The following is a 20431-nucleotide window of genomic DNA, read 5'->3' as shown; positions in this document are numbered from 1 at the left end:
TAAATCAATAAAGGCATTTCTGAACATTTATTTCAGCGAGTTGAAAGACTAGAAGCTGAAGGTTGTGCGGATTGTGCCGATGATGATGTCATCGTTGTTATTGTTGTGACCTGGCGCTGTGAGCCAAATTACACCAGGAGTGATAGCGATGTTGTCGGTCAGGGAGAATCTGTAGAAACCTTCAATGTGCAGCCCAGTATCAGGGTCTTTTCTTTGGTTAGGGCCAGTAGCACCATCAATGAGACCCGCTAAACTGGCGTCACTACCTGTTAGCTTTGGTTCCATACCTACTACAAGACCGAGGGTATTCCCTTCCCCACCTAAATCATTGAGAGCAAGTGTTACACCATAAGTCCAGACATCAGCATTGCCTAAACCCAGAACAATGGCGTTGGTGTAGGCACCCCAGCCACTCAAAATCAACTGGGGACTAAAAGCAAAGGAAGCTTCAATCCCGTAGGAGTTCCCGACAACTCTCCGTTCCAGTACGTTGACTTGAGAAGCAAGGCTACCAGTAGCATGGCGAAGGTTACCAGTAGAACCAACGAAAACACCATCACTATCGCTCGTGAACGGATCTTCGGAGTTGTCGTACATATGTACATAGGTGGCAGCGATCGCAAAGGCATCGCTCGGCTGGAATGTTACTTGACCAAGGGCACTGTAGTTACCAGAGAAAAGACCCTTTTCACTTTCAGTAGGACTGCCGCCACTAGGATTTTCAGCATTACCAGCTAAGTAAGCTGCGCTTACAGAAATGGGAGAATTTCTACCAACTGTGACTCCAGCTCCGGCACCGCCGCCTCCCATCCGGTAGATAGGACTGAATCGCCCGAAACGGGAGATGGAACCACTACCGCTAGATTCAAAAGGACTGAGGACAGGAGCTACTTCATCTAGATCGCCTCCATTGGCAATTAGACTGACTCTGGCTCCACCCACATCAAAGCGATAGGCTAAGTCGTCAATTCTAACATCGTTACCGTCATTGCCTTCAAAACCTAGTCGCCCCTCATTTGTAAGAGTGCCCACGTAAGTAAATCTTTGAACATTTCTTGCTTGAAGGCGAATACGCAAGCGATCGCTACCGGTGAAACTAGTATCAAAATTCAGTCGCACCCGGTCTTGGAAGACGGTATTATTGTCGTCCCCATAATCAACGTTATCGACGTTCTCTTCGCCTCCAAACATATCGCTGAGAGCGAAAATGACTTCCCCGTTGAGCTTTGTGGTGGTGGAGAACTGATTGTCTTCCAGGAAGCCGACGCGACCTTCTAAGTTATCAACGCGAGTTCCTAGGGTTGCCAGTTCCGCTTCAAATTCCTGAACTAGGCGCTGTAGCGTTTCCAAATCATCGCGGGTGACAAAGTCAGCCGTGGAAGCGGCAATCAAGCGCTCAATTTGGTTCAAGCAAGAATTCAAACCAGCGGCAAATTCAAAACGGGTGGTTGCCCGATTTCCTCGGAAGGTGCCATCGGGATAACCCGCGATACAGCCGTAGCGTTCTACCAGTTCCCGTAGTGCTTCGTACGCCCAGTCTCCGGGAGAGACATCTCGCAGTTGGGTAACGTTGGTAACTTGGTCTAGAGAATTGCCTTCGTTGTTGTAGTTGTTGATTTGCTCAAGGGTGCTAGTTGAGTCAGTTGCAGGCATTTGGGCAACTAACTTGCTTTCTGGCCCAGGAGTGGCTTGAGAAACCGCAGTATCCTCAACTATCGCTTCGGACAATTGAATACTCGGCTCTACTTGAGAAGTAGAAATGTTCTCAACTGTCGCTTTGGACAATTGAATATCACTTTCAACAATCGGCTCTACAGAAGCCAGCGTTTCATTGTTGGTAGCGATAATTTTTTGAGCGATCGCGTTTTGAGTCGCACCAGCGCTGCCAGATACAAACAAAAATGCACCTAGCACAACCGGACTTACCTTCAGAGCATTCCAGAGCAGTTTAAACATTATTCATCCTCACACCTAATTGATTTCACACAAAGCTTTCTGAGGTGAGCACAAGTCTTGAAAACCAGGGTTGAAAATCGCTCCAATTATGCCACGATTACAGAGAAAAAAGGGCATTAATGGAAAAATTGCTATTGCCTAATCAATGTTATTAGCAATGCTTAACAAGCAACGTATTTTAAAACACTATATAAGGAATTGAAATTGGCAATTTGAGGGCTAAAAAGACCCTAATTCCTGCTTCTAGCTGGCTATTGGCATCCATAGATAAGATATGGAAACCTTCAGTAGGATGGAACCTCAGACGGCTTGCTTTCATCCCATTGGCAGCAGGTATCTTAGCCGGGGCTGAATCTTCAAAGGCAAGGGAAAGTTTTTTTCTCTAGGCAAAAAGCCAAGAAAAACTCTACGCCTCATTAGCTCCAGAAACAGAGTTTGTTTGCCATCTTACTTCTGGGAGTTTAGAGACTGGTAAGGCTTAGGTAATCGTCTGGTTAAATACCGTCAATTGCTACGATCGCTGACCTGTGACGATATAGGTAACGCGCTGACCGATGTTGGTGGCGTGGTCAGCCATGCGCTCTAAGTGACGAATGATCAGGGTTAATAACAGAATCGGTTCGATAACGCCTTTGATGTCCTGCTGGTAAGCCAAGGTGTTGTAAACCCTGTCGTAGGCATCATCGACCTTGTCATCCAAGACCTTTACGGCTTGTCCTGCTGTTACATCCAAATCCACCAATGCCGCTAAACTCGCGGCTAGCATGGCTTGGGCATGATGGGACATGATCTCGACTTCAGGTAAGCAAGAATGAGGCGGGTAAGGAAAGAGCTTCACGGCAATTTCTGCCAAATCTTCGGCATAGTCACCAATACGCTCTAAGTCTCGCACCAACTGCATCAAGGCACTAACGAGGCGTAGATCCTGGGCAACTGGCGATTGTAGCGTTAACAGAATGCTGCATTCTAGTTCGATTTGGCGATAAAACTGATCGATGCGTTTATCGAGCGCGGCAACTTCTTTGGCAGATTCTAAGTTACGGGCAAATAAAGCTTGGTGACTTAAGCGAAAAGATTGTTCCACTAAGGCACCCATGCGTAGAACATCTCGCTCCAAACGCCGGAGGCAACGTTGAAAGTGAAAGCGTTCAGAATGGTTAGTTTGAGAAGACAGGTTCACCTCAGCTCACTCTGTTGTGGGAGAAACGGCTAGTAAATACAGTGATAGCAATCCTGTTTAATATTTGCCAGTAACCGGAAGACTGATTTGGAGCCATGCACCCCCGGTTTTTGGATGATTTTGCGCCTGAATCTCTCCTCCATGAGCGAGGATAATTTTTTGCACGATTGAAAGTCCTAAGCCACTTCCACTGCTGTTAGGCAACCTTTCTGGAGAACCGAGGGCTGTCTGTTGCCGATGGCGTGAGGTTTCGCCACGATAAAGGCGCTCAAAAACATGAGGTAAGTCAGCCTCAGCAAATCCGGAACCTGAGTCAATGATGTTGATTTGAACACAGTTAAGCTCGTCTGTGGCTGGGAGGAGACTCACCTCTACTCGAATCTCAGCTTTAGTAGGGCTGTGTTTAATACTGTTGTCGAATAAATTGATGAAGACTTGGGTGAGGCGGGTGGGATCAGCTTCTAGCCAGACGCTATCGACTCCCTGATAGGCAAGACTAAGCTGCTTTTGTTGAGCTAAGGGTTCTAAGTTTTCCCACGCTAACTGAAGAAGACTGTGCAGATCCAAGGGTTCAAGAGTGAGGCTTGTTGTGGGGTCTTTATCCATCTGACTAAGTTCTAGCCATTCTTGCACCAGGCAAATCAGTCGATCTGTTTCTCGAAGCATTTGCTCAACCCACCGACTAGCAGGAGGTTCTACACGCCCTTGCAAAGCTTCAGCGACTAAGCGCATGGCGGTGAGTGGGGTTCGCAGTTCGTGAGCTAAGTCGGAATTAGCGCGATCGCGCGATTGCGTCAGATCAACTAGCGGCTGCTGATTTTCCAGGAAAACCCCGACTTGCCGTTGGGGGAGGGGCCAACTAGAGGCGCGTAATGTTAGCGGTCGCACACTTGCCATTGCCGACCCCTCTAAACAAACAGGATGAAATACTAGCTCAATAATTTCTGGTTGCTGCTGCAAGCGCGTTTGCTCAATGAGGTGGTCGAGTTCGTAGGAACGGACTAACTCCAACAGCAACCGTATCTGTCCGGGTTCCCAGCGGTTAATTTGCAAGAGTTGCTGTGCTTGCTCATTGCACCAGAGAAGCTGATTTTCTTCATCAACCTGCAAATACCCAATCGGCATAATCTGGAGCAGATGTTTTCTGATTTCCAGTTTTTTTTCTAGCAATTCTCGTTGTTGATTGGCAAAGGTAATCTCTTGCCGCAAGCGAGAAACTATGGGCATTGAGCTACTACTAGCATCAGAATGTAATGACCCCAACATTTGTTTTAAACGCCGATTGAGCCGACGCTGTTGCCAAAGCCAAACCCCAATCCCGATTGCTAGACCCACCAAGAAGGCAATTAGGGTCATGAGTCAGTTTTTAGCGGTTAGTTACTGGTTATTAGCTAGCCTAACAACGCTGTCTGTCTAAAAACTCAAAACCAAAAACTTTTCCCAGTTTCCCCGTCACCAATTCCTAATTAGCCAAAGCGGTAGCCAAAGCCGCGAACAGTCACTAAATATTCAGGCTGACTGGGATCGAGTTCAAGTTTTTCTCGCAACCAACGAATGTGAACATCTACGGTTTTAGTATCCCCCATGAAATCAGGGCCCCACACCTGATCGATCAATTGATCGCGCGACCAAACTCGGCGGGGATAACTGATAAATAATTCCAACAACCGGAACTCCTTTGGGGAAAGATTCACTTCTTCTCCTCGAACGGTGACACGGCACTCTTGAGGATAAAGAACAATATCCCGCAGTTGCAAAACAGGAGCTGGGGGTAAGCAGCTAAAGCGTTGGCGACGGAGCAAAGCGCGGCAACGAGCTACCAACTCTCGCATACTGAAGGGTTTGGTGAGGTAGTCGTCAGCCCCCACTTCTAAACCCAAAACGCGGTCAGTTTCACTTGCTTTGGCGCTGAGAATTAAAATTGGCACCGGGTTACTCTGATAGCGTAGTAAGCGGCACAGATCCAGACCATTGATCTGGGGTAGCATCAAATCTAGGACTAACAGGTTAAACGGGAATTGGGCTTCATTCGTGTCAGCATCCTGAAACAGCGTTAACGCTACACGCCCGTCTGAAGCCGTGACGACCTCATAACCTTCCTCTTCTAGAGCCAAAACCAGCATTTCTCGGATTAAATCTTCGTCTTCCACCACTAGAACGCGTGTTGCTTGCGCTAGGTCTGGACTAGAGGGGCTGTGGGGCAGGTCGAGAGAAAGCATAAAAAAAGAAATTCTGTATTAACAGTTCTAAGCTCACATATACACCATAATTATTGTTTGTGATTAGTTAAAACTCTTAAGAAGTAGAATCGACCTATTCTTACAGGTATAAATACAAGGCTTCTAACGGCAATGCAGCTACATTTGAGCACCTGGACAGAGGTGGAAACCTACCTAGAGCGATCGCCAGGAATTATTATCCCGATTGGATCGACTGAGCAACATGGGCCAACTGGATTAATTGGCACTGATGCGATTTGTGCAGAAGCGATCGCGCGCGGAGTGGGTGACGCCACAAACGCCCTCGTTACTCCCACCATCAACGTTGGGATGGCGCTGCATCACACGGCCTTTCCCGGTTCGATGAGCCTGAAACCGAGTACGCTAATTCAGCTCGTTAAAGAGTACCTCACCTCCTTAGCTAGAGCCGGGTTCACGCGATTTTTCTTCATCAATGGTCACGGCGGCAATATGGCTACCTTAAAGGCAGCCTTTGCGGAAACTTATGCTCATTTAGATGAGTTAAATATTCCCAATGCTGACCGGGTGCAGTGTCGTCTGGCGAATTGGTTTATGTGCGGCTCGGTTTATAAGTTAGCCAAAGAGTTGTACGGTAACGAAGAAGGCTCCCACGCGACGCCGAGTGAGGTAGCCCTGACGCAGTACGTTTACCCGGAATCGATTAAGCAAGCGCCGCTATCTGAGGAAGTGGCTTCCGGACATCCCATTTATGGGGCGGCGGATTTTCGCCGTCGCTACCCGGATGGACGCATGGGTTCTAATCCTGCACTAGCAACCCCCGAACATGGAAAGCAGTTTTATGAGTTGGCGGTGAAGGAATTGAGTAATAACTATTTGGAGTTTTTAGGGTCAGAGTAACCCTGTTGTACGGCAAACGAGGTAATTTTCCAGGGGAGAATTTCCTGAGATTGAGTCGGTTGTTCGAGTAAGTTGACGGGATGAGCGATCGCTAAATCTAGACTGCTCTTGAAAGACAACTCGGCTGATTGACCTTGGCATTCATAACAGCGCAGAACCCAGAGATGGGGGTCATCTTCTGATTGTTTGAAGGCGATTAAGACGAGGTTTTCAGCCGATAAATCTAGGAAACTGGCACCCTGAAGGGTGGGGTTATAAAGCCTTCCTGCGTCGGCTAAAGAATTTAAGCCCGCAGTCGCCCCAGGTTGATCGCCTGTGGGCGATGCATTCCTATTGGCTGGGACATCAAGCACCACATGCAGCGGCAAATTCAACTCATATCCCCGCCGTACAGTGTTAGCAGACTGCCAGCTACCCCTGTGAGGATAGAGAGCGTAGGTGAAGTGATGAATTCCTCTATCTGCCGTCGGATCTGGCCAGCAGGGGCTTCTGAGGAGGGTGAGGCGTAGCTGTGAAGACTGGGCATCGTAGCCGTATTTACAATCATTGAGCAAACTTACGCCAGAGGTTTGATCGCCAAGGTCTGCCCAACGGAGAGCAGGAACTTCCCATTTGGCTTTCTCAGCAGGGGTTTGGGGTCGAGTCGGGCGTTGGATGGCACCGCAGGCAATTTCGTAGGTAGCATAATCCACCTCTAGATTTAATGGGAAAGCGGCTTTTACTAAAACATGACTTTCCTGCCAATCTACAGTCGTGGCGATTTTGAGAACGGCTGAGTCGGCTTGCAGAACATAATCCTGGCAAAATTCCGATTGGTTAAGTTGCCGTACAACCCGCAGACGCCATTGAATTGGCCCCCGCTCCAACCACTGAATTGAAACTAACTCAGTTGGGGGTAAGGGATGTTCGCCATAGTTGGGGTCAATATTCCAAGCGTCCCAGTATTGACCCTTGTCTTGGAAGGCTTGCAATTGATTACCCGCCCCTTGAAGAATTTCTTGCTGGTGAATTTTGTCGAAGACGCTGCTTAAGTCTCCACTCTCAGGACTAACAACAACACGCAGCAGAGCATTTTCCAGAACAAAGTCTTCCGGCAAAACTTGATTTCTTTCCTCACCCTCCGTATTCTTCTGCGTCCCTCTGGGTTTCCCAACAAGGCGGGATTTGCCGCTGATGGGGCTGGGTGCAGGATTTGAGTCAAATCCCGAACCGATCGGCAATTTCAAATCAGTTCGACATAGCCAGAAGATACGGTAGCCAACCGAGGGAACATCCTGGGCTAGAAACAGCAGAGCAGGAGACTCGGAGCTGAACTGACAAGGGAGTTTTTCTCCAGAGAGGTCGTAAAGGCTCCAAGTGGCGGCTGAGGCGGCGGGGAGAGGAACCGCGACAACTTCCGAACGCTGCCAGTTGAGGGAGTTGAAGACGATCAGGGGTTGGGCGTTAGGTTGGGGTGGTGAGAGGAGAGAAATTTGGGAGGCGATCGCCTTTAATGAATCTGCCAAAATCTCTGAAGCCACCTGCTCAACTTCTTGCCACCCTTGATTTGCAGCTACAAACACTTCAGGAATCGAGGTTCCCGGTAAAATATCGTGAAATTGATTAAATAAGACTGTTTTCCAAGCGGTTTCGAGTTGCAGCTTGGGATAGTTGGTTCCAGCAATCAGAGTGGCTAGAGAAGCAAACAATTCTCCCTGATACAGTAACTGCTCGCAGCGACGATTCCAGCGTTTTTGGTCGGCGTGGGTGGTATAACAGCCGCGATGAAATTCTAGATAAAGTTCGTCATTCCACAGGGGGAAATCAGTGGTGAGTCCTGAGTCCTGAGTGCTGAGTCCAAAGACAGGCGATCGCTCCTCCCTCTCCTCTTCTTCCTCAGCGTTCTCTGTGCTGTGGTTAGTTTCCTTTCCGCCTGCCGTAAGCTGCTGCAAGTACCCCAAAGCGGTTGTAAATTCCAGACGGGGGAAGAAGGGAGACTGCTGCCAACGCTGGGCAACTTGTAGCATATCGCGCGTCGGCCCACCACCATGATCGCCCACACCCGGCAGCCAAAATATATCTTTTAGCTTTGTCTGAGTTTCCCACTCCACGGCGTAGGATGCCATTGTCAGGGGGCTGGTGTCCATGACGCCAGTGGTGTTGGGGGGAGAGATGAGGCTAAAGATTTGAGAACCATCCGGCGATCGCCACCAAAATGCGCCGTAGGGAAATTTGGTACTGTCGTTCCAGTGCAATTTTTGGGTGACAAAATATTCAATGCCGCCTTGTCTCAAAATTTGCGGTAACTGCCAACAGAAGCCAAAGCTATCAGGAACCCAGGCGATTTTTGTTAATTTTCCAAATTTTTCCTGTACATATTGCTGGGCATAAAGTACCTGCCGGACAATGGATTCACCGTCGATTAAGTTCAGTTCCGGCTCCACCCACATTCCCCCCACGACTTCCCAGCGACCCGCCGCAATTTGTTGTTTGATAGCGGCAAATAAATCGGGGCGATGCTCTTCAATCCAAGCGTAAAGAGCGGGGGTGGAATGGCAGAAAGTCAGCTCAGGAAAGTCTTTTTGGAGGTTTAATACTGATTCAAAGGTTCTTTGGGCAACCTCCCAGGTTTCGCTAACCGTCCACAACCAAGCGAGATCGAGATGAGCATGACCCAACATTTGGATGCAGCGGTTCTGTTGTCCCCCGACAGAGGAAAATAGGTGCTGACGCCATGTAGAGAGGGTAGTGTGAAATTTTTCGCGATCGCCTATGACTTCCCAATTTATCTTTGCCACGGCGGCGGCTAAAGCCTCTAAGGATTCTGGCTCAAAGGCTTCTTGGTAGCGCCACAACACCGCTAATTCATCGGCGACAAAACCAGGGTCAATTCCTCCATCCGCTGCTTCGTATAGGCAATGCGATCGCATCAATGCCCCAATATCATGCCCCGGACTCACTAGGCGCAAGGTAACGGTAATTTCTTCTCCCGCTGTCACCGCCTGAGAGATTACTACCCTGGTCGAAGAGTCAAATAAATCTCCGGCTTGTACAAACTGACCATTGACAAAAATTTGAGCATCTTCTGCCCACCATGTCAGCACCAGTCGTAACGTTAATCCCGCTAAGGGATAGCCTTGCAAATTTTGGGGAACGACAAACCGTTGAGCCAGCCACATCACCTGCCGTTTCGACGCCCAGACAATGTAGCCTTTATCGTTGATTGGGGCTGTTGACCAATCCTCCCAGGATTCAGCTTGGGTAGCAACTGATGCGGGGAGATCATCTGGGTAGCATCGCCAACCCGACTGCACAGGAATCTGGGTGCAAGAGCGCAGTTGAGTAATTACGCAATTAATCTGGGTGGTTGCCGTTGTCGGGGTCGCAGGGGTGGTCATCTTTTCGGTATGATCGAGGCACTGACTCTTAGCGATTAGCAGTCAGTTGTTAGTTGTTAGAGATTAACCCACAACGAATAATAGCTAGTCGCGAGCGGTGCTAATTGCTCAGTCGCTCAATTAACTGCTATGTCTTCCCCAGGTCGCTATCAAAGTCGATTGTTTAATTTCGTAAATCGGCAAGTTCGCTCTGTCGTTGATCAAGGCGATCGCGCTGTGCGACAGGTAAAGGTTGCTGCCATCTGGGGAGTACAAATTTTGCTGTATCCGGTCTACCTGATGGTGCAAACCACCCGATTAGCTGGACGGCAAATCTTCACGGCTGCACAGACGGGATGGAAACCACTACAGGCAGAAAAGCCTGCGGAGGAACCGACGCCGCCCACGGTAGATACGCCGATTAAACGCTTATTAGAGGCGGTTGATAGCTGGGTTTCTTTGCCCGAAGCCAAAGAACTACTACGGCTAGCTGGAGAAGCCCCTCTGGTGGCGGTGACGGCAGAAGTGAGTAGCGGGTTAGTGGCGGCAACGGAGGGATTGGTTGAGCAGTCTTCGACTCAATCGAGCCAAGTAGCAAAGGCATCAAATCTTACCAATTCCATTGTGCAAGGCGTCGCTAGCTTATTAACAACACGTACATTAGTACTGGTTAGCACCCAAAACCAAATCCTCGATATTCTCACGCCTCAACAGCAGCAAACGCTGACCTCTCGCATCAGTTGGGAACTTGCTGACTTTTGGCGTTATCGGCGTCTAGAACAGGCATCTAAGCCGACAATCATGGCGCGATCGCTGGCGGCGGAAGACCGTCCCCAACTTTTCCCGATTGTTTCCCTCTTCTGGCAAGTAATGGCGTGGGTGCAAACTGGCTCTATAGCGATCGCGGCAAATCTTTTCCAAGAGTCAAAGCTGCTAGCTGCGCCTCAACCTCATCCCAGCCAGCCACTACAAGCCAGTAATTCTTTACAAACATTGCCTTCATCTCAGGTATTGACACCCCAATTGCCTCCAACAAGAGCATTAGCTTTTTTAGATCAGCGGGTAGCTGAGTTAGAAAGCCATCAGTTAGTACAAGTTTCTGAGTTCACTGGGGTCGTTAGCGGTCGTACAGTGACACTGCTGCATCAAGTCCAAGAACGGTTTCTTACCCTAAAGGGAGGGTTAGCATCCTCCGAGCAGACTCAAACAGATACCTGGCGTATTCAAGGCATAATTCGTGCCGCCGTTGACTACTTTTTCGGTCGGCGTTCCGTGGCAGTTTCTGGAACAGATTATCAAGATACTGCCATCCCTGGGAACGCAACGAGTGCAGGCGATCGCTTACTAGGGCGTTCGTTTGGCTCTGCACCGGAACTAGCCGCAGCAAGTGAAGCTGATGATCCTTGGCTTACCTGGGGCGATTTGTTTGAAGCCACCGATGCACCCGCAAATGCTCACGGTTTCACTCCCTCTCTAGAAATTGCCCAGCTACCTGACACTCCGACTTCTGAAGCACCTATGTTGTCAGGAAACTCTATTGGGGGCTTTTTTAAGCGTTACTTCCAACGTAAAAAGCAACCACTATCTCCCAAATTCACCACCGCCAAACTGGTAAAGACTCCCAAAGATACTACTGAGATTACCTCTACTCAGACAACGGCAACTCCAAGCGCTAAGGTTGCTCCGCGTCAGCACAAGGGTAATGAGAGAAACAGCGATCGCCAAAAACCTCTAAGGGCATTAGGGAAAAATTCTGATCAAGCGATCGCGGCGGCGAGTTCCCCTAGTCAGAATGATGACTCTACCCTGACTCCTACTGCCTCAACTGCTGATTTTGAACATACTCCTGATTGGATTGAAACTCAGGCGACTTCGACTGGCTATGTTAAGCACCCCTTGGAGTTACTTCTAGGGTGGCTAGACCGGGCGATGCTGTGGTTAGAGGAGTTGTTTGTGAAGACATGGCGATGGGTGAAGAGGCGTTAGAGGTGCTTAGTGCAGCTACTGAGCCACCCCTTGGACAACTGGACGAACCCCAGAACCATCAAAGCGTCCTGGATTGCCTGCCCAATTAAAATCATTAATCCGAAAACTCAGAGAACCAATTTCTTGAATTGGATTGTAACGCAGGAGAATATTGTAGGTGCGGCGACTGTATTCTACGAAGTAGTCAGTGCTGATTTGTCTGTTGTTATCTAAACTAATTGCTGTCTGAAAACCCGCGCGAAAGGGGCCATAAATTTGCTGAGTGATGCCACCAAAGAGGACGCTGGTGTCTACAATTCGGTCAAACAAAAAGGGAGATTGATTTCCGACCAAAATATGGGAGTAACCGAGGTTAAAACCCGTGTAGTCCAAATACCTCTTGGAAAAGTGACCGACTTGCCCTTGTAGTGCAATTGAACCACTGAGGGAGGCTTGAGAGTCACCGTTGCTGTACAGACTCCCTACGCCAGTGGTACTAGCATTCAGCCGCAGGTATGGCTGCACAGGTACTGGGGTGTAGCGCAGTCCTTCTGTGGGTGTGGCGGGTAAGGCTTCACCTTGCCACAGGAGAAAGCCGCGACTGAGAGTGGCAGTCCCTTGATACCGTCCGAGGCTGACACGATTGTTTTTCCGGTCAGATTCGAGTAAGTCAATGCGGTCTGTATCCGCGTTGATATACTGAGCGCCCGCTTGGTAGTTCAGGTAGAAGCCGCTATTCCCTAGGGGAATGATCGGGGAAGTCAAGACCGCACCGAGACTACTCTGAACCGTTTGGAATCCTAAAGAACCGTTGAAGAGGCGATCGCGATAGCTGTATTCCAAATTCAGCCTATGGGGTAAGGCTGTACCGATAATCTGCTGCAGGCGCAAACTTGCCCGCGCCTGATTTTCAAAATCAGTGGGGTCTAAACTGGTGAGCACCGCTGAACCCACCACCGCTGTTCTCGGAGAGAGGGTAGCCTCCAACTCCGATCGCAATCCAAACGCGGATGGCTCAATAAAATTAGCATCGCCAAAAATTGCCTTTTGCACCAAATACTGAGGCGTGACGCTAAAGCGGACGTTGGGTCTATTAATAATTTCAAAGGTACGTTCAGCAAATAACCCACCGCGATCGCCACCGTCATAGCCAAAGCTGATGGGAGCAGGTTGCCGTTCTCGGCGATCGATACCAATCCGATTTCGTAGTAGGGGAACTTCTAAGCCTTGATCGAAAACTAATCGCGGTCGGGTGGCAACGATTTCGTCTTGTAAGGGGGAAATACGCCGAAATGTGGCGGTATCTGCCCGTAGTTCCAACTCTGGCGGGGAAAAAGGATCGTTGGTAATCCGGACATTTTGAGCGACCGCAACGTCCTCCTCAAACTCAACTCGATCGGCTTCAAAGCGCAGCCGACTGACGTTTCCTCCAGTTTGAGCCTGAGGCAAACCAGGGATATTGTCTGTTCCTCCAACCACAAAGGAGTAACCGCCAGTATTGGTAACTCGCTGTAGGGGTTGATTGGCAGTTAGGCGATCGCTTAACGGTCGCTCCGCCCCAGGAGTTGCCACATTTGTGGGCGAGGGAAACGCAAAATCTTCGCCAGCAGTAGGTGTATAAACCTCCCCGCTAGCATTAAGAATCACACCACTATCTTGAACAAAGAAATATTCAAAGCGCTCTCCTCGCAATACCTGCTCCCCACGAGTTAGGGCAACATTTCCCTCAGCCACGATAATGCGATTGGGCAAATTGACTTCCAACCTGTCTGCATCCAGCACAGCATTCTGAAAGCGCAGCACAACATTACCTTCTGCTGTAATCACTTGTCGCTGGTCATCGTACTCTTCTCGGTCTGCGGTCAGCTCAAGCACCCGTTCGGAGATAGAGGTATTACTGGGAGCTGTTTGACTATTACCTGGGGGCGGTTCTGATGGTACTTGGGGTGCCGTCTCCTCACTAGGAGAGGGGACGACTGGCTCCGGTGCATTTTCTGGAATAGTAAATTCAAATTCTCTAACTTCTCCCCCACGCTCTTGAGTGAGGAGGGTTTCAATCTGTGAGGGATTGCTATTTAAGCCCAATAGCGGTGAAAGTACCTTTGCACCCGCTAGCTGTGTTTGTGCGTTACTTTCCTTCGACCTTGAAGAAGATGGCTCAACAGGCGTTTGTGCTACTACGTCGGCGGCTTCTTCGCTGGATTTTTCTTGATGAGGAGAATTGGGAAAGACTGTGGGACTAATCGCAGGAGTCGGAGTTGGTGCCACTTCACCCAACGCCCCAGTGTCTGTTGCGGTGTAGTTAACTGAGTCAATCAGTGGAGCGACATTCTGCTCCGGCTCTGGTTCTGGCTTATAGGGGTCTACAGAGTCAATAGTGGGAGAAACTTCTGGCTGCTGCCGAGCGGGTTCAGTCGGCTCAATGGGTGGCGCTAAATTTTGTTCAGGTTCTACTTGGCTGAGATTTAATTGGGCTGTCGGGAAAATTGTACTGTTACGACGACGACCAACAGCAATGGGAGGGCCCAATAAAGCAGCCCTTGGAATCGTGCTGGTGGGGACAAACTCAGGGGCAAAGGCTTCTGGTGGAGTCGGTGCAGCAAGTAACCCGGTTGGCAGCGCCTGGGTGGATGGCAAGGTTGCCATCGGCTTAAGGGAATCAGCTTGACTCTGGGCTGTCTCCGGTACTACAGGTTCAAAAATTGCAGGCGGTTCAGGTGGCGGAACAGGTTGAGGCATCTTTTCGTTGACAAGAGTTCGGATGGACAACTCCGAAACGTGACGACTCACCCCACTCACTCAAACAACAGGGGCGAGGCACGCCTCGCCCCTATTTAATGTTCAGGGATGATGAAGCGATTGCTATTTACTCCAAATCCCGACGCTTTGGGTTACGAGCCGGATCGTTTGACAAAAAGCCAAACACAAACAGGGCAACAAAGAAGCTAACGACGACGTAAACAACTATCTTAAGGGTCAGCATAGCGATATCTCCGCTGAGTACTAAGTGCTAATGGTCTTGAGGATTATTAAAGACCCGACAGCTTTCTTATCATACCCAAAGGCGGCTGCCTTTTTGGTTTAGGAGCCTATACCCACTGCCAAACTTCAGAGACTTATTTTTGCCTGTCGTAGCAGAACTTGGATAGCCAGCAATGACGCGATCGCATCGGGCGACGTTCCCAGTAGATTACACCAGGCTTTTTACAGGTTTTATCCCACTAAATATTTTTAGCAGGAAATTAAGCATTTGTACTTAAAACGAATGACACCGATTTAAGAAATTCATCACAACCGCTCAAACCTTGTGCAGGGGGTTTGGGGGAGGCACTCATCCCAAGAGTGGGGTTTGGAGGGAAGCCCCCCAAGCTGGGTTTTTCTCAAGAACAACTATTTGCCGCTTAAGTCAGTGCCATCCTACTTAAAACAACCATTGCTGACGGACTGCTGTTACAGTTAGAAACACTCATCGGATTAAGACTTATCACGATTTCTCACAGTCCCGCACCAACAAGTTAGGAAAATGCGGGGTAAATGCCTTGAATTACTCTTAGGCATCAAATGCCGTGAAATGGCGGAAAAAAGCTACGCCGGAGTGCTAGCTATGCACAGTGAATTGCTTGTGAGAAGATGCATCCAGCCGCCCATCATAAAAAAGAGTATTAAAAAAAGCAAAGATCCCGCGTCGATGAGTACACAATAGCGATGTGAAAACTGAACAATTATTAGTGCTCTATGCAGCCAATTCGTACATTTAACGTTTCTCCTCAGTTGCCTCCGCAGCTCGAACCTCTACGGAAGCTGGCTTACAACCTTCACTGGGATTGGAATTTTGAAACCAAAGAATTATTTCGACGCCTCGATCGCGATCTATGGGATTCGACACGCCACAACCCGGCGTTAATGCTGGGAACCATTAGCCAAGACAGACTACAGGAAGTTGCCGAAGATGATGGGTTTTTGGCACACCTAGAACGTGCGTCTAACCAACTAGACAACTACCTCAACGAGCGCACCTGGTATCGCAAGCATCGTGGCGCTGCGGCTGGGAACAACGACGGGGCACCAGAGAAGGAATGCTTCGCTTACTTTTGTGCTGAGTATGGTTTGGTCGATAGCCTACCTATCTACGCTGGTGGCTTAGGCGTCTTGGCTGGAGATCACCTCAAGTCAGCATCCGATCTAGGTTTGCCCCTCGTTGCTGTCGGGTTGCTTTATCAGGAGGGCTACTTTGCCCAGTATCTCAATGTTGATGGTTGGCAGCAGGAACGCTACCCCAGCAACGACTTCTACAACATGCCGCTGCACCTAGAGCGCAATCCTGATGGTTCAGAACTACGCATTGCTGTAGATTATCCCCAACGCACCGTCTACGCTCGGATCTGGCGCGTGCAGGTGGGAACTGTACCTTTATATTTGCTCGACACCAACATTGAGCCAAACAATCCCTACGACCATGACATCACCGATGAGTTATACGGTGGGGATTTGGATATGCGGATTCACCAGGAAATGATGCTGGGAATTGGCGGTGTCCGCGCCTTACAAGCTTTGGGATATAAACCCACGGTTTATCACCTCAACGAGGGACACTCTGCCTTTTTGATTCTGGAGCGCATCCGCAAGCTGATTCAGGAAGAAGGTCTGAGCTTTAACGAAGCCAAACAAGTCGCGCAATCTACACAAGTTTTCACCACTCACACGCCTGTATCAGCTGGGTTTGACTTGTTCCCTCCCGACAAAGCGATGTACTACGTTGGGCATTACGCTCACATCTTCGGTTTATCGAAAGAAGAATTTCTTGCCCTAGGACGGGAAGACACAGGCAATTTGGAATCCCCCTTTAGCATGGCAGCGCTGGCAATTAAAACCGCCAGCTTTATCAATGGCGTCAGCCAGTTGCACGGGGAAGTATCGCGAGTCATGTTCCAGGGGCTGTGGAAGGATTTGCCAATCGAGGAGGTGCCAATCACTGCGATCACCAATGGTGTTCATGCCCGCAGTGTGGTTCACAAATCCCTGCAAGAGCTGTACGACCGCTACTTGGGCCCGAAGTGGTCAGATAAGGGCAGCACTGACCCCTTGTGGCAACGGATCAGTACGATTCCTGATGAGGAATTGTGGCGCAACCACGAGCGTTGTCGCTCAGAGTTAGTGATGTTTGTTCGGGAACGGTTGGCGAAGAGTCGGCGCTTGCGAGGAGCCTCCCCCGCAGAAGTTGCTGAATCGGCAGAATTGCTCGATCCTAGTGTCTTAACTATTGGTTTTGCACGTCGCTTTGCTACTTATAAGCGGGCGAACTTGTTCTTGTATGACATCGCGCGGATTAAGCAGATCATCCGCGCTAATAAAGATCGGCAGGTGCAGTTTGTGATTTCGGGGAAAGCCCACCCCAAAGACACTCCCGGCAAAGAATTAATCCGCCAGATTATTCACACAATTCGAGAAGAAGGACTAAGCGATCGCGTGGTCTTTATTCCTGACTACGATATTCATGTGGCGCGGTTGATGGTTGCAGGCTGTGATGTTTGGCTGAACACGCCCCGCCGTCCACGAGAAGCCTCAGGCACTTCTGGGATGAAGGGAGCGATGAATGGGCTGCCAAATTTGAGCGTCCTCGATGGCTGGTGGGATGAGGCGGATTATGTTCGCACTGGCTGGGCCGTTGGAAATGGTGAAATTTATGAAGATAAAGATTACCAAGACCAGGTAGAAGCAAATGCTCTGTACGATTTGTTGGAGCAGGAACTTGTCCCCTTGTTCTACAGCCGTGATGGGGAAGGAATTCCTCGTGGCTGGGTGGCAAAGATGAAGGCGGCAATTCAACTTAACTGTCCATATTTCAATACCTCACGGATGCTGCGGGACTATGCCGTGCGGGGGTATTTCCCAACTAGCGATCGCTACGCCATCATGACTAGCGATAACTACGCACCGGCTAAGGCACTAGCCCATTGGAAGCGGCAGTTGTTCGAGCATTGGTTCGACATCAAAATCGAAGCGGTGGATATCGCGGCTTCTGACGAGTTGAAAGTTAACCAATCTGTTTCTGTCAAAACTCGCATTAACCTCGCTGGACTCAGCCCCGATGACATCCAGGTAGAACTCTACCAAGGAGCCGTCAACGCTGATGGACAAATTGTTAACGGTATCCCCGTCGTGATGGAATACCAAGGGGAGGACAGCTCTCACTGTATTTACACGGCGGATATTATCTACAACACCAGTGGCTTACAGGGACTCTCTTTGCGTGTGTTACCCAAACACAAAAATCTCTCCAGTCTCTACGAACCCGGTTTGGTTCTCTGGGCATAACTGGAGATCAGGAGATGGGGTGATAGGAGTCTATTTTCCCCGGCTCCCTAACACTCCATCAAACAAACAAAATTCGCTTCGCTAAGTTCTAAATCCGCAGCAGCTCTTCTAACACCGCTGTTGCGGATTGATATCTATCAGCGAAGTGATAGTGCACCATCTTTTCGAGAATATCGAGAAATTTGTCTTGAGCGCTCGTGAGATGACGCCAGTTCAGCTCGCCTGTATTCGCTATGCGTGGCAGATGCTGGGGATGAATACCTGTGAGGGCTTGAATCCCAATCATGCCTAGAGCGTACAGATCGCTACTAAAGTTGGGATGTCCGGCATATTGCTCTGGGGGAGCATAGCCACGGGTACCAACGGCGACTGTATATTCTTCTTCGGGATTCGATGATTCTTGCGGTTGCATTTGTTTAACCGCTCCAAAGTCAATCAAAACAACGCGATGATCGCTAGCACGACGAATCATATTAGTGGGCTTGATATCGCGATGAATAACGTTGTGGCTATGAATAAACAGCAGAATTTCCAAGACATCCTGAACTAATTGCATGACTTGCTCTTGCGGTAAGCGCTTATCGACGGGCAACTCGTCGCTGATGGAATGACCGTCAACAAATTCTTCTACTAGATAAAATTCTTTTTTTTCTTCAAAATAAGCGAGCAAATGGGGAATTTGTGAATGATTGCCCAGTTTTTCGAGAATTTCGGCTTCTACACGAAATAGACGTCTAGCAATCTGCAAAAATCTTTCGTCGCGACGTGCCGGTTTTAGGTGCTTAATCACACAAGTCGGGGAACCCGGTCGCTGGGTATCTTCTGCCATATAAGTTAGACCAAACCCACCCGAACCCAAAACACTTAGGCTTTTGTAGCGTCCAGCCAGCAGATGATAGCTGGGTTTGGTGAGGGTCAACTGCTGACTTTCCGTCAAAATGGCAGTGGCGTCATCAGAGGACATACCCGTCTGTTCAATGGTTGACAGCCCTGTTGCTTCCGGTGCTACCTCCGTTGTCTCCTTCAAGAGAGCTTGCAATAAAGCTAGATTTCTTTCCTGTTCTTTGACTTTTTCGACAATGTCAGCGTGGTCTTGTTGCTCTTTGTATTTGAAGTAAGCAACGACCCCCGCACTGGAGGCGAGCAATCCTATAAGTGGTGTAGCGACAGGTACCCATGCCGCGTTTAAAAATAGTATCCAGGAGCTTCCCAATAAGAGTGATAGGGCAGTGACTTCTCCGAGCAGCAGACGAATGGGATGCCGCAGTCGGAAAGCTAGGATGCCACCAGTCAGCGACCAACCCCAAATCCCTAGAGCTTCTAGCCACTCTGGCCAAAACCCAAAGGGTGTCTTGCCATCCAAGGCGGTACTGAGAAGGTGACTAACTACCTGAGCGTGGACGATGACCCCAGGCATTTTGTCGTAGCGTTGCGATCGCCCACTATAGGGAGTGTAGAAATTATCTCTTAAACTCTGTGCCGTCGAGCCAATAATGACGATGCGGTCTTTCACCCAACTAGGATCAAGGCGATCGGAAAATACATCCGATAAGGTGACCGTGCGGGCGATCACGCTAGGAGAGCGATAGTCGAGGAGGATTTGGTAGCCTCTACTATCCGCTTTCTGGTAGCCTCCTGTATTTGCTTCTAGAGGCTTGAAGACAGCTTGCCCCAGCTGAACATACTCTTGTTCCGTTAATTGGGGAGAAATTCCCTGATCTTCCAGGTATTTTTGTGCTATCTGAAAGCTGAAGGAGGTGCTGGTAGGACAAACAGCATTAGGGGCAGGATCGGCAAAGAGTAACGCTTTACGGACTACTGCATCTCGATCAACTGGGATATTACTAAAGCCAACTTGCGGTAAGGGGGCAGTTTTCGGGGGAGGGACGCCCGCATCGTTGTTAGTTGTGAAGTTACAAACAGTAACAATATTAGACTGCTGCTGCAAGCGCTTAGATAAATCCGCATGACCCGGCTCCAAGACCAAATCCCGATAAATATCTAAACCAATAACTTTCGCTTCATACTGCTCTAGCTTCGATAAAAGTTGCTCGTATACTGCATCAGATAGGGGCCATTTGCCTTGAGACTGAAGGTCTTCTTCAGTAATGGTGACTACCAAAATGCGCGGATCGGGAGGTTGGATCGGTTCCAGTCGCACCAACTGGTCAAAGGCAGCTAGCTCCAACGGCTCTAGAATCCCTACCTGTCGGGCACCCAGCAGTAAACCCGTGACGGCGAGACTCGTCAAGAGGGCAGGGTTCCTGAAAATAGCCGCCCCTGAACCTTTGAGGCGTGACCATAACTTCTTAGAGAAAGCTGGTCTTTGGCTTTGCTCAAAGGTAGTGTTTTGCGGTTCGTTAGGGCTGCGGGACTTAGTCCGTTCTGAGTGTTGAGTCAACTCCTCACTCCTCGGTTGATCGCATCTGATTTGTAACGTTGTTGCTCGTTGTCACCCTTGGATAGTAGATACGGGTAGAGGTCAGGGAAAATTGAGAACAATTGAGGCTGATTTGATATTAGCGCTTGCAGTTACAGATTAACGTTACCCGGAGAAAACG

At 49.3% G+C, this 20431-nt stretch carries 11 protein-coding genes; 3 read left to right on the top strand and 8 right to left on the bottom strand.

The window, feature by feature from the left end:
* Positions 1–48: 48 nt before the first annotated feature.
* From AC5JR3_RS20195 to AC5JR3_RS20180, 4 genes are all read right to left on the bottom strand, one after another.
* The gene (locus AC5JR3_RS20195) at positions 49–1956 is read right to left on the bottom strand and encodes an iron uptake porin (protein WP_495848360.1); all 1908 of its coding nucleotides are present in this window, start codon (positions 1954–1956) and stop codon (positions 49–51) included.
* Positions 1957–2467: 511 nt separating this feature from the next.
* Entirely contained in the window at positions 2468–3136 is a 669-nt protein-coding gene (gene phoU, locus AC5JR3_RS20190; RefSeq protein ID WP_495848359.1) for a phosphate signaling complex protein PhoU, read from the bottom strand.
* A gap of 57 nt (positions 3137–3193) precedes the next feature.
* Positions 3194–4492 carry a sensor histidine kinase gene (locus AC5JR3_RS20185; protein WP_495848358.1) on the bottom strand — a complete coding sequence of 433 codons (1299 nt, stop codon included), beginning with the start codon at positions 4490–4492 and terminating at the stop codon, positions 3194–3196.
* A gap of 110 nt (positions 4493–4602) precedes the next feature.
* On the bottom strand, positions 4603–5355 hold the full coding sequence (locus tag AC5JR3_RS20180; RefSeq protein WP_495848357.1) for a response regulator transcription factor: 753 nt from the start codon (positions 5353–5355) through the stop codon (positions 4603–4605).
* Between the two features lie 132 nt (positions 5356–5487).
* On the opposite strand from AC5JR3_RS20180, the gene AC5JR3_RS20175 reads away from it, so the two are divergent.
* Complete coding sequence (locus tag AC5JR3_RS20175) at positions 5488–6234, top strand: creatininase family protein (protein WP_495848356.1); 747 nt, start codon at positions 5488–5490, stop codon at positions 6232–6234.
* Here the strand turns inward: AC5JR3_RS20175 and AC5JR3_RS20170 are convergent.
* Positions 6207–9611 carry an alpha-mannosidase gene (locus AC5JR3_RS20170; protein WP_495848355.1) on the bottom strand — a complete coding sequence of 1135 codons (3405 nt, stop codon included), beginning with the start codon at positions 9609–9611 and terminating at the stop codon, positions 6207–6209. The genes AC5JR3_RS20175 and AC5JR3_RS20170 overlap by 28 nt on opposite strands.
* A 129-nt stretch (positions 9612–9740) precedes the next feature.
* Between AC5JR3_RS20170 and AC5JR3_RS20165 the strand changes: the two genes are divergently transcribed.
* Entirely contained in the window at positions 9741–11576 is a 1836-nt protein-coding gene (locus AC5JR3_RS20165) for a hypothetical protein (RefSeq protein WP_495848354.1), read from the top strand.
* 15 nt (positions 11577–11591) lie between these two features.
* Here AC5JR3_RS20165 and AC5JR3_RS20160 read toward each other — a convergent pair whose 3' ends face one another.
* Both AC5JR3_RS20160 and AC5JR3_RS20155 read right to left on the bottom strand, forming a co-directional pair.
* The gene (locus AC5JR3_RS20160) at positions 11592–14294 is read right to left on the bottom strand and encodes a DUF3769 domain-containing protein (protein ID WP_495848353.1); all 2703 of its coding nucleotides are present in this window, start codon (positions 14292–14294) and stop codon (positions 11592–11594) included.
* A 127-nt stretch (positions 14295–14421) separates the two neighbouring features.
* Positions 14422–14538, bottom strand: a complete 117-nt coding sequence (locus AC5JR3_RS20155; RefSeq protein WP_495848352.1) for a photosystem II reaction center protein I — start codon at positions 14536–14538, stop codon at positions 14422–14424.
* A gap of 752 nt (positions 14539–15290) precedes the next feature.
* Here AC5JR3_RS20155 and glgP point away from each other — a divergent pair.
* Positions 15291–17870 (top strand): alpha-glucan family phosphorylase, encoded by a 2580-nt coding sequence (gene glgP, locus AC5JR3_RS20150; protein WP_495848351.1) that lies wholly within the window; start codon positions 15291–15293, stop codon positions 17868–17870.
* Positions 17871–17958: 88 nt separating this feature from the next.
* Here the strand turns inward: glgP and AC5JR3_RS20145 are convergent, their stop codons facing one another.
* Positions 17959–20271 carry a CHASE2 domain-containing protein gene (locus tag AC5JR3_RS20145; protein WP_495848350.1) on the bottom strand — a complete coding sequence of 771 codons (2313 nt, stop codon included), beginning with the start codon at positions 20269–20271 and terminating at the stop codon, positions 17959–17961.
* Positions 20272–20431 lie beyond the last annotated feature (160 nt).

Source organism: Kastovskya adunca (assembly GCF_059505785.1).
Note: the sequence above shows the minus strand (reverse complement) of the source record. Positions and strands in the feature narration are given on the sequence as shown.